General features: G+C 58.8%; 7 protein-coding genes. 2 read left to right on the top strand and 5 right to left on the bottom strand.

What is annotated here, in order from left to right; genetic code table 11:
* Positions 1–99: 99 nt before the first annotated feature.
* Complete coding sequence (locus tag Mal15_RS21055) at positions 100–1461, bottom strand: right-handed parallel beta-helix repeat-containing protein (protein ID WP_147869570.1); 1362 nt, start codon at positions 1459–1461, stop codon at positions 100–102.
* Positions 1462–1711: 250 nt separating this feature from the next.
* Here Mal15_RS21055 and Mal15_RS21050 point away from each other — a divergent pair, with 250 nt between their 5' ends.
* Positions 1712–2263 (top strand): hypothetical protein, encoded by a 552-nt coding sequence (locus Mal15_RS21050; protein WP_147869569.1) that lies wholly within the window; start codon positions 1712–1714, stop codon positions 2261–2263.
* A 179-nt stretch (positions 2264–2442) separates the two neighbouring features.
* Entirely contained in the window at positions 2443–3753 is a 1311-nt protein-coding gene (locus Mal15_RS21045; RefSeq protein ID WP_147869568.1) for an outer membrane protein assembly factor BamB family protein, read from the top strand.
* A 105-nt stretch (positions 3754–3858) separates the two neighbouring features.
* On the opposite strand, the gene Mal15_RS21040 is transcribed toward Mal15_RS21045, so the two are convergent.
* The 4 genes from Mal15_RS21040 to Mal15_RS21025 all read right to left on the bottom strand — a co-directional run bounded on the left by Mal15_RS21040 (position 3859) and on the right by Mal15_RS21025 (position 12160).
* Positions 3859–7014: a DUF6797 domain-containing protein gene (locus tag Mal15_RS21040; RefSeq protein ID WP_167546951.1), complete on the bottom strand. Its 3156-nt coding sequence runs from the start codon at positions 7012–7014 to the stop codon at positions 3859–3861.
* Between the two features lie 366 nt (positions 7015–7380).
* Positions 7381–8913, bottom strand: a complete 1533-nt coding sequence (locus tag Mal15_RS21035) for a SpoVR family protein (protein WP_147869566.1) — start codon at positions 8911–8913, stop codon at positions 7381–7383.
* 6 nt (positions 8914–8919) lie between these two features.
* Positions 8920–10200 (bottom strand): YeaH/YhbH family protein, encoded by a 1281-nt coding sequence (locus Mal15_RS21030; protein WP_147869565.1) that lies wholly within the window; start codon positions 10198–10200, stop codon positions 8920–8922.
* A gap of 13 nt (positions 10201–10213) precedes the next feature.
* Positions 10214–12160 (bottom strand): PrkA family serine protein kinase, encoded by a 1947-nt coding sequence (locus Mal15_RS21025; protein ID WP_147869564.1) that lies wholly within the window; start codon positions 12158–12160, stop codon positions 10214–10216.
* Positions 12161–12255 lie beyond the last annotated feature (95 nt).

Raw genomic sequence — 12255 nt, 5'->3', positions numbered from 1 at the left:
GATGCGGGGCACAATGATGGGGGCAGTACGATGGGGGGCCGCATGGATCGGCCGTTTCTTGTCGACTTGTCAGGTTCGATTCGACAAAGACGCCGGGCATTAGTCCAACCGGCGGAAGCGATTGGAGATGGCATCGACGTCGCTGCCGCCGGCCTGTTGGACATCGACCGCATCGCCGGTGATCGCGGTGAACAGACAATTCGCGATCAATCCGAACTGGACGCCGTCGACACGGATGCCGGCTTGCGAGACAGCTGAGAACGAGCATCCGTGAATGTTGACCCCGTCACAGCGGCGCAGTTGCAATGCGGCGGGATGCTCGATCACCTCGCCGCCGTAGTGGTCGCCGTTGATGGTGACGTCGCGACAATCTTCGATGATCACACCCAGTTTGGCCTTTCCGCCATCTCCGTAGTGATAGCGTGGATTGCGGTCGTACAGATTTCCAGTCATGACGACCTGTTTGCAATCCCGCATGATGGCATTTGCTGCGTAGCCTTTCCACATCGTGTTGCCGCTGATCGTGATCCCGCGCACCGCGGTGATGTCCAGGTTGGTTTGGACGTCCGACAGCACGTTGTCGGCGATGGTGATGTTGCCGGTTCGGCGTTCGTCCGTGAACGGGCGCCGGTCGGACCAACCGTTGATGCGAATGTTTGCTGATCCGGGCGCGTCGTGTGTGTGCTGGATGGTGCAGCCGACGATCGCCACTTCGCCGACGGAGGTGTCGGTCGAGTCGAGCAAGACGTTGGCGGTGGGCTGCGAGGACGCATCACCCATGTTGCCTTCGATGTCACAGGTGCCGATTTGCAGATTGCGGATCTCGCTGCCGCGCGAGACGATTCCGCCGCCGGCGTTGTAGCTGATGTGGCAGTTGGCGATGTTGATTTGGTGCAGATTCAACCGATCCAAATACACGCCGATGCCGTTGTTTTCGTAAAGGTGGCACTCCGACAACGTGACGTTGCGATTGCGACCGATCAGGTGAATGGCATGCTTGGCCTTGCGGACGACCACGCGGGTCAGCGTCAATTGCATGGTTCCGTTGGCCTCAATCCCGCATGCGTCTGGATGACCGCCGAGGATCTCGATGCCATCGACCATCGGCGTGCGTTGGCGATCCCAAACGTTCGGCTTGACCGTCCGCGGGCTGGCCGTCCCGTCGTGCGTGCCGATAAACCGAAACGCCGGGCCGGCAGCTTCCATCTTGAACTGAGCCACCCCGTCACCTCGCAAACTGGTCCAGCCGACGCGGTCCAAGTCGATCGTGATCGGTTTGGTCAGCCGGTAAACGCCGCGGCCGAATTCGATCAATCCGGTCTTTGCATCCACGGCTGCTTGGATCGCCGCGGTGTCGTCGGCCACGCCATCGCCAACCAACCCCTTGGGAACGTCTGCGTGAACCGTGAGCGTTGCGAGAGAAACAGCCAAGATGATCGATCCGAATCGGGCAGTGAGCATGATTATCAATGATGGTGGGGGAGTACTTGGGGTGGTTGTGAAGGTTGCCGCGGCATTCACGGCGCAGAAACAGTGCGTTGCAACGCCAGGATCTGGGGAGGGGAGAGGATTCCGTTCTATCGTTTTTTAGCCGCATCGGCGGCGGCGTCCGGGAAAACGCATTGTAGGTTCCAGAAGGCGAACTGTGGCACGCATCCTCGCGCGGCACGAACGGTTGTGCTTTGCCGCGTGCCGGGGAGAAAAGGTTCAAATGATTGACGCGATTCAAATTAGCTCGACCGGTTGGATTCTGATCGCGGGTGCGTTGGCGTTTTTGGTCACGGTTCTTGCGTGCTGGGTCTTTTCCTTGCAACTGTGCATGGCGTACTTCGGCGAAGACGTTCCGAGCTATGCGGGGTGTGCCGTCCTGAAATTAAAAATGATCGTCGCGATCGGGGCGACGCTGCTGGTGGGATACGGCTTCTTGGGTCCCCTGGGCTTTCTGGCGATGCCGGCTTCGTTCGTCGTGGTGTTGATGATGGTCTCGAATTCGGCCAGATGTGATCGCTTCTCCGCTGCCCTGATCGGATTGGCCCACAGTACGATCTGTCTGGCCGCCACGGGTTTCTGCGCACTCGTGTTCTGGCTCGGATTGTCAACGATCGGCTACGAACCCGAACGGGTTGCGGCGGAAGTTCGATCGATCGTCCAGCAAGGGTCGGAACTTGATGCCTTGTCGGTGGAGGCCACCGAGCACTCGGGTCGGCGCCGCAATGTTTCGCATTCCAATCCGTTCGTGGGATCGACGGCAGAAGAGAGATGACAGAAAAATTGGGGGCAGAAAAACAGAGCGTAGGAGAGCAGCTTTAGACAAGAAAACGTCGAGGAAATCTTTCGACTGACGAGGTGGAACTTGAATCCTGCCATCAATTCAGCTCAACTCACCTTTCAGCGAACGCTTCTTATTGGCTGACAGATTTCCTCCTGTTCAATCGCGGTCCTATGACTCAAACTCCGGTCAAACTATTGGTCATTGGTCTTGTCGCATTGGTCGGCTGTCGCAAGCAGACGCCGGTCGACGAAGTCTCACTCAGCCAAAGCGGTGTGGTCGTCTCCGAACGCGACTTCAGCGATTTGGCCGGGCAGTGGCCCCAGTGGCGTGGCCCGAACGGGGACGGAATTTCCGATGCCCAACCGCTGCCGACGACTTGGGACGATGCGACCAATGTGGTGTGGAAGAGCGACGTGCCGGGACGCGGGCACAGCAGCCCGATTGTCGTCGGCGATCTGGTCGTGGTGGGTTCGGCGATCGATTCTAAATCGGAACAGATCGTGGTCGCGTATGATCGCGAAACCGGGGATCAGCGCTGGCAAACGACGGTTCACAAGGGCGGCTTTCCCAGTGATCGTGACGTTCACCACAAGGCAACCAACGCGAATGGCACGTTGGCTTCCGATGGTGACTTGCTGGTGACCGCGCACCTGAACAGCCAGCGAGTGTTTGTGACAGCGTTGGACCTGGAGGGCAACCAAGTTTGGCAACGTGACATCGGTGCGTTTGCGTCAAAGTTCGGCTACGCCCCTTCGCCCGTGTTGTACAAGTCGCTGGTCATCATCGCAGCAGACAACTTCGGCGGCGGCTATCTGGTGGGAATGGATCTTAAAAGCGGCGAGATCGCATGGCGCACCAAACGCGGCAACGCCAGTTCCTATTCCAGTCCCCATGTGGCAACCGTAGGTGGAGTGGATCAAGTGTTGATCAGCGGCGGCGATCGCTTGGCCAGCTACGATCCTGCGACGGGCGAAGAGCTGTGGGAAACCCAGTGCATTGCCGAAGCGACCTGTGGCACGGTCGTAACGACCGACGATCGGATCTTTGCCGCCGGCGGGTACCCGGAGAAGGAAACGGTCTGCTTGTCCGCGAAGGGCGAGCGAATCTGGTCGGACCGAACGAAGGTCTATGAACCCTCGTTGATCACCGACGGGGAACACGTCTTTGCCGTCAACGATGACGGAATCGCACTGTGCTGGTCGGCCGAAGACGGGACGATCCGATGGAAAAAACGCTTGGGCGGCAGCTTCAGCAGCTCACCCGTGCTGTGCAACGGGAATGTCTACGCCGCAGACCTGTCCGGAAACACCTACGTCTTCCAAGCGTCGGGCGACGAGTACCGGCAGGTCGCGAAGAATCGGTTGGGCGACGATTGTTACGCCAGCCCGGCGATCGTTGACGGTTCGATCTACCTTCGCGTCGGAATCGGCGACGGCAATGAACGCCGCGAACAGCTCGTTCGCATCGGAACGGCGGAATGATTGTACGACGTCCTTTCTAGGTCGTCGCTCAACGTCCCACGGACGACGGCCCGGAAGGGCCATCGTACTCAAACCTAACCACCAACGGTCGCCTCGTTCTCCCCATCACTCCGCCAAAGCGTGAATGGTACCCTGCAGCACTCTTCCGAACGATCGTCCCGACTCGCCTCGTAGCTTGTACGCGATTTGAATCGTCCACGTCGGCTCGATCGCGGGGATCTGCAACTGTACGGTTCTGCCGTCCTCGGAAACCTTGACCTCGGTGACGTCAATTGTTCGCTCATTGAATCGGTCGGAACCATAATTGGCCGATCGTCGCAGGTCCCAAGTTTCGGCCAGATAATTGCTCGGATCGGCAGCGGCATCGACCTGGACGGGATCGGAAAACGTCAGCGTGACGCCGCTTCGATGGGCGTGCATCGCGGTGGGCAAGTGCATCGGTTTGCCGGTGGCTCGGATCCGGTACAACCCGCCGGGGTTGGCGGTTTGGTTGCTGCCCCAGGCGCTCATCCCGCACGCGTAGAGGTGTCCGTCGCTGTGGAATCGGCCACGCATGATGCCGGTTTCAAACTCCGGCAGTGGCAACCGGCACATCCCGCCCTGCCACTGACCGCCGATTTGTTCATGCGGCACGACGAAAACTTTACCGTAACCATAGGACAAGCTCAGTAGTCCGCCGTCGAGCGCCCCCCAGCGCCGGCTGTCGACCCACAGCAGTTCCGCGGGCGAGCGATCGAAGGGCTTGTTGGGCCAGCACAGCGGTTGTTGCATCGCCGAATCGCGGGTGTCGTCGGGCGCACCATAGCTGTACATGTTGCCGTAGAAACCACCTTCGACCACGCGATTGATACGGTTCATCGGTGTCCAATGCCCTTCTTGGTCGGTGACGAAAAACGACCCGTCGGGATTGACGCAGACGCCGTTGGCGGCCCGGAATCCGTTGGCCACGATCGTCGTCTGGCGACCATCGGCGCTGACCTTCAGCAGCGTGCCGTGCTGCGGGATCAGCGCGTCCTGGGCGTGTCGTGCGCTTTTGGCATAGTACAGATTCCCTTCGTCGTCGGCTTGCAATCCCATCGCGAATTCGTGGAAGTGCTCGGTGACTTGGTGGTCGTGGTTAAAGCACTGGTAGAAATCGGTTTCCCCGTCGCCGTTGGTGTCGTTCAGGACCACGATCTGGTCGCGGCATCCCACAAAGATCTTGCCGTCGACGATCTTGATGCCCAGCGGATGAAACAGCCCCGACGCGATCCGCCGCCATCGCAGTTCTCCGCCCGGCTGCGAAATCCCCTGGATGATCCAGACATCACCGTCACAGCAACAGGCGACCATCGAATCGCCATCGGGAAAGAAATCCAATCCCGACATTCTCAGCCGGCTCTTCCACGGATTCGTCGTCGGACGCGTCAGTTCATCCACAGCAAAGGCACCGGAATCGCTGCCGATCTGTGGCTGGGTGATCAGCGTTTGCGGCCATTGGGCAGGCCCGCCGCGGGTGAGTGGCCGCAAGTTCTCCGGCACGGCGGAGAACTGGGACGTGGGTTTCAAGCCGCGACGCGTGAGGTGAACTTCCAGATCGACCGGCGTGCGTTCGGCCGGGATTCGCAGTATCGTCAGTCCATCCGCGTCTTCTGCCACCAAACCCTCCGGCCCGTTGATCGCGACGGAAACGGCGTCTTGGGGAGCGATTCGGACCGCCATGTCCCGCGACGACTTTTCAATGTTCAAAACGCGTACCCAGGTGCCCGGAACATCACCGGATTCGGATCCTTGTGTCTCCGCCACCCGGTGCGACTCCAGCACCGCCGCGTCGCCGATCATGTAGGACAGGACGACGCGATCGCCGTTTCGATACAGCCCTTTGTAATCCATCCACGATTTCGGGAAGGGCCCATAGGCCTGTCCGTCACGGGCACGCCGGCGTGTATCATCGAAGGTCCCCGTCAACGGATCCGCCCACCCGGGCCCCAGCAGATTCTGAAAGTGCAATTCACCCACAGTGCGTGGCGAACGCCAGTGTTTCCCGTCCAATAGGATCCCTTCCCAATCGATAAACCCGTCCCCGGTCCAGGCACCGGCGATCCGCATGGTGTCGTGTTCAAAGGCCACGAAATGCGAACCACGGGCAACGCCGCCGGGGCTTCGATCCAGTTGAATTGCGATGCCTTTGTAGGCGAAATTCGTCTCGGCGGGCCAAGTCCGTTCGGCGGGGCGGTTCTCGCGACGACCACGCCGCCGGTCTTCGTCAGTGACTTCCGGCCGCGGCTTTGAATGCTCGCCGACAATCTCAATCGTGCGAGTCAAGAACGGCCCGTAGTCCATCTCGCTCCACGGTCGATTGCGGATCGGGGCGGGACCGCGGAGACGGCCTTGGGGCAGGGAGTCCAGGTACGCCCGGTCGACCTGGGTGTATTGCGAGGCGTTGTGTGGTTTTAAATACGCTTCGCGGATGTAATGTATCACATCGTACTTTTCTCGCGGCACCAATTGACGTTGTGGCAACATCATCTTGAAGCCGTGGGTCAACGTCTTGTACATCGAAAGTGGATCGCCGCCGTTTTTGAACTTCCCACTCGCGAATCGCAGCGCGTTGGGAAGCGAGCCGGCTTGCTCGCGTGTCCCATGGCAATTGATGCACAGCCCCTTATAGATCTGCTCGCCGTTTTCAAAGGATCGGTCATTCCAACGGCCGATCAATCCGCGATGATCAAGGTCGTTTTCATACGCCGGCAGCGGGGGCGGTTGGAGCAGTGACGGATCGGGCTTCATCAATGCCGCCTGCTCAGGGCCAGCCTGTCCCAATTCGACCAAGTAGCAGACCAAGTCATAGAAGTCACTTTCGTCGTCGAGCTGGTTGATCAACCCGCTCGGCATGATGGATCCCGAAGACGCCCGTGCCTCGACGCTGTCCAAGGCGACCGTCAGCGACTCGTCTTCGCCGGGGACCACAACGGTCAGCGTCTGGTCGGTTTCTGCGGCGATCATTCCGCTGACGACACGTCCGTCTTCGAGCAACAAGCGTTCGGCGCGGAAACCGGGCCGGACGACCTTGGACGGATCCAGCAACGACTCGATCACGTGCCGGTACGTGGCCCGCTCGTTCATCTCCGACAGATCCGGGCCGAGCCGGTTTTCGCCGTCATCGGCCACGTGGCACTGAACGCAACTCAGTCCGGTTTGATAGAACCGAATCGCCCCGCGCGTCGCATCGCCAAAGATGTGGGCATGGCGAGCCAGTTCGTCCGCATCCCATTCTTTCAACTCCGCTTCGAGTGTCTCCTGCGCGTGCGCGCGGACTGGGAGGAAGACGAATGCAAGAACCAAACAGGTCAATCGAAGGAGGTACAAACCGGTTCGCGTGGGGGGAGTGGCCGAAGTACGCAAGAGAGTGGACTCGGTTGAAGCGGTGGGCGGGCATCGTGTGCTGCACCAATTTACTCGAAATCCCGGCGGGTGCGTGACCGCCGTGGGATCGTCGCGGTCCTCTCCGAGGTCGGCGCGGGGCAGAACTTCGTTTTTTCGCGCACGCCGAGTTCGGAGAACACAGCGACCCTCGGAACGCATCGTCAGGTTCGCAAATTGAGTTGCGGTGGACTACGGGCCGTCATCAAGCCTCTCCCACATTCCTTATGGCAGGGCGACGGCGTCGTAGTCGTTGAGCGTGCTGCCGGTGTCGGCATCGATTTCGATCAAGCGGACGCGATAGCCCCACAGATTGGCGACGTGCCGGAGCACACGATTGCAATCATCGGAACTCAGGATCTTGCCGTCGCGAACACGATGGGTCAGCACCAATCGTCGGTTGCCCTTCAGATCCGCCTCGGTCACTTCGATCTCCGGATCACGTTTGGACAAATCGTACTGATGCGCCATCCGACGTCGGATCTCACGATAGCCCGCTTCGTCGTGAATGGCTTCGACGGACAAGTGCGGTGATCCGGAGACATCGCTGACGGCGAACAGACGCAGCTTTCGAATCAGGTGCGGGCTGAGAAACTGCAACACAAAACTCTCATCGCGGTAATCCGCCCAAGCGTCGCGCAACACCTGCATGAAGTTGCCTCGACCTGCGATCTCGGGGAACCACTCCAGGTCCTCCGGTTCGGGTGTTTCACAAATTCGTTCGATGTCCTTCATCATCGCGAACCCCAGCGCATAGGGATTGATGCCCCGGAATCGTCGGTCATCAAAATCGGGTTGCGTGACGACGGCGGTGTGCATGTGCAAAAACTCCAGCATCGCCGCTTCATCCACCTGTCCGGTTTCGTGCAGCCGATTCATGATCTGGTAGTGCACGAACGTCGCACAGCCCTCGTTCATCAACTGGGTTTGCTGCTGGGGGTAAAAGTACTGTGCGGTCTTTCGAACGATGTCCAGCACCTCACGCTGCCAATCCTTCAACTTGGGGGCGTGCAACGAGAGGAATCGGAGCAAGTTTTCTTCGGGCAGCCGCAGGGTGCTATCATTGTCATCCTGATCGTCGTCCCGATCCGACTTGTGACGCTCCTTTGGTTTCGGCAACGTCCGCCACAAATCGTTGAATGTTGCCTCCTGATGAGACTTTCGCGATTGGGCTTTGACGGCGATGTCTTTGGCGCGGGCGGGATGTTTCGGGGCGTAGCGGCTGACGCCCTGCGACATCAACGCGTGTGCGGCATCGAGCGTCCGTTCGACCGCCTGCAAGCCGTACCGTTCTTCACATTCAGCGATGAACCGTTTCGCATAGGCCAGATCGTCCAACACCCGATTGGCACGGGTCCACTGGCGGAACAGATAATTGTTTTTGAAAAAATGGTTGTGGCCGAAGGACGCGTGCGCGGTGACCAATGTCTGCATCGTCATGCTGTTTTCTTCGATGACGTAGGCGACACAGGGGTCCGAATTGATCACCAATTCGTAGGCCAGTGATTGAGCCCCTTTGCGGTACAGCATTTCTTCGCGGGAATACCGTTTCCCGAACGACCAATGCGAGTACATCAGCGGCATGCCCAGCGACGTGTAGGCGTCCAGCATCTGTTCGCTGGTGATCACTTCGATCTGGTTGCGATAGACGTTCAGCCCCATCTCGCCGATCGCGATCTCCTCGATCGCATCGTGCACGCGTCGCAGGAGTTCGAAATTCCACTCCGAGCCTTGGTACAGTAGCTTTCGATTTTCCATGATCGACTAAGACGCATGCCGGGTGCTGGCAAACAGTTTGTGAAAGACGGGGTAAATCTCGGTGGGATCCAAGACTTTGGCGCGGGCGAATTGGGGATGCGATTCCAGTTGCGAATACCCGTTCCACAGTGCGCTGGTGTACGACGATTCTTCTTCACCGACCTCGATGTAGGCATAGTACTGGCACAGATCCAAGATCTCGCGTTGAAGCAGCGCGATCGTCCGCGGCATGTCGTGGTCAAAGTTGTGGCCGTCGGAGGCCTGTGCCGCATAGATGTTCCAATCCTGGACGGGGTAGCGTTCACGGACGATGCGGAGCATTTCCTCCAGTGCGGAGGAGACCACCGTTCCGCCGGTCTCGCGGCCGTGAAAGAACGTTTCTTCGTCCACTTCGGCGGCCGTGTAGGTGTGTCGGATGAAGACCAGTTCGACGGCCCGGTAATGGCGAGTCAAAAACAGATGCAGCAGGATGTAGAACCGTTTGGCGAGATCCTTCAGTGATTCGGTCATCGACGCCGACGTGTCCATCAGGCAGAACATGACGGCCTGGGTGGTCGGTTTGGGCGTCTGCTCGAAACGGTTGTAGCGCAAGTCGACGGGGTCCAAAAATGGGACCGCCTGCATGCGATATCGGAGCTGTTCGATCCGCCGAACAAGCCGCGTGACCTCCTCGTCGTGCTCGGCTTCTTTGCCTTCGGCCCGGGCGGCTTCGAGCTCTTCCTCCAGCTGATCGAGTTCGTGCAACCGGGGGCGTTTGAGCGCGATGCGCCGCGCCAGGCTGCGTCGCATCGTCTGGGACTTGTTCAGCCGTTGCGGGGAGCCGTCGTTGGCGTAACCGGCCCGATGCCACTTGGTGCTGGTGATCGACTTCAGCTTTCGTTTGGCCAGATTCGGCAGTTCCAGGTCCTCGAAGAACAGGTCCAAAAACTCTTCGCGTGTCAACATGAACACAAAAGCGTCTTCGCCGTCGCCGTCGGGGCTGCCGCCGGAACCGCTGCCCGATCCGCCGCCGCTGGGTTTGCGGATGCGGTCGCCCCGCTGGTAGTCGTGATTGCCCGGGATCACATAGCTGCGATCGCCTTCGGAGGAATCGAATCCGAACGTCGGCTCGCCGATATCGCTGGTGGTGACAGAGACTTTCTCGCCACTGTCCACGTCGGCAACGCTACGGTTCTCGATCGCTTCATTGACAGCCTTGCGGATCTGTGACTTGATGCGACGGAGAAAGCGTTGTCGGTTTCCCAGACTTTTGGCTTTGGGGTTCTGCCGACGGTCAATCACTTGCATGGGGATCGTCTTCCTATCCAGATTTACTGACACGCATGTACCAATCGACCAGCCGACGGACCTGGCGTCGCGTGTAACCACGCTGGGTCATCCGCTCGACGAATTCGCTGTGCTTCTGTTCGGCTTCGCTGTCTTTCTTGGCACCGAAGCTGATCACGGGCAACAGCTCTTCGATTTGCGAGAACATTCGCTTTTCGATCACTTCGCGAATCTTTTCGTACGAGGTCCATTCGGGGTTGCGGCCGTCGTTCTTGGCCCGCGAACGCAGCGCGAATTTGACGATCTCATAGCGGAAGTCCTTGGCATTGGCGATTCCCGCGGGGTGTTCGATCTTTTCCAATTCCTCGTTCAGAACATCGCGATCCATCAGCTGCCCCGTGTCGGGGTCCTTGTAGTCCTGGTCATCGATCCAAGCATCGGCGTAGGCGATGTAACGGTCGAACAGGTTCTGGCCGTAACTGTGATAGGATTCCAGGTACGCCTTGCGGATTTCATTGCCGATGAATTCGGCGTATCGCGACGCCAGATCTTCTTTGACAAACTCCAGATAACGCTGCTCGGTTTCCTCGGGCAACTGTTCGCGGAGGATCGATTTTTCCAGCACGTACAGCAAGTGCACCGGATCGGCAGCGACCTCGTCGGTGTCAAAGTTGTAGGTTTCGGACAAAATCTTGTAGGCAAATCGCGTCGAAACGCCTTCCATCCCCTCGGCCACGCCGGCCGCGTCGCGGTATTCCTGGACGGTCTTCGCGTTGGGGTCGGTGTCCTTGAGCGACTCGCCGTCGTAGACCCGCATCTTGGAATACAGGTTGGAATTCTCGTGTTCCTTCAGCCGCGTCAAGACGGAGAACCGTGCCATCATTTCCAACGTGTCGGGCGCGCAAGGGGCTTCGCCTAGTTTGGAACTCTGGATCAGTTTGTCATAGATCTTGCGTTCTTCGGTCACGCGCAAGCAATAGGGCACCTTGACCACGCAGATCCGATCCAGAAACGCTTCGTTGTTGCGATTGGCCTTGAACGATTCCCACTCGGATTCGTTGCTGTGGGCGACAATGATCCCTTGGTAAGGCATCGCGCCGACGTTTTCGGTTCCCACGTAGGTTCCGTCTTGGGTCGCCGTGAGCAACGGGTGCAGCATTTTCAGCGGCGCCTTGAACATCTCGACGAATTCAAGCAATCCTTGGGTCGTGCGGTTCAATCCGCCGGTGTACGCATACGCATCGGCATCGTCTTGGGAGAAGTGTTCCAGTTTACGGATATCGACCTTTCCGACCAACGAAGAGATGTCTTGGTTGTTTTCATCACCCGGTTCGGTCTTCGTCACACAGCAACGTCGCTGCTCGGACGGCATGACACGCACGACCGAGAATTTCGAAATGTCGCCACCGAATTCATCCAAGCGTTTGATCGCCCAGGGTGACATGTAACCGTTCAGGCGTCGCCGCGGGATGCCGTATTCTTCTTCCAGCAAGAAGCCCATCGAATTCGGATCGAACAGCCCCAACGGACTCTCGAAGATCGGACTCATCTCGTCGCCGGCGCAGAGGACATAAACCGGCTGGCGTTGGACCAAACGCTTTAAGGCATCAGCCAGTGAACTCTTTCCGCCGCCGACCGGACCGAGCAGATAAAGGATCTGTTTGCGTTCCTCGAGTCCCTGGGCGGCATGCCGGAAGTAACCCACGATCCGTTCGATGGTCTCTTCTAAACCGTAAAACTGATCAAAGGCGGGATACACTTTGATCGTGCGGTTCATGAAGATCCGTCCGAGACGCGAATCGCCGGACGTGTCGATCTGTTTGGGTGGTCCGATCGCTTGTACCATCCGTTCGGCGACACTGCTGTAGAGCGACGGGTCGTCGCGCGCCGCTTCCAGATATTCCTTCAGCGTGTAACGAACCTGTTTTTCGCGTTCGTAGGTTTCCGAATATAGCTGCAGAAGATTGGGCGTGTTCGTCATTGCAATGGGCCTGCCGACTCAGCCGAAAAATGGACGCACAAGATAAATCCCCAGGAATCGATCGGAGTCGCATGCGATCGCGTTTCTTCGAGTGC

It is taken from the genome of Stieleria maiorica (assembly GCF_008035925.1).
Classification (GTDB): Bacteria; Planctomycetota; Planctomycetia; order Pirellulales; family Pirellulaceae; genus Stieleria; species Stieleria maiorica.
The sequence above is the reverse complement of the archived record's forward strand: the minus strand, read 5'-3'. Positions and strand labels throughout refer to the sequence as shown.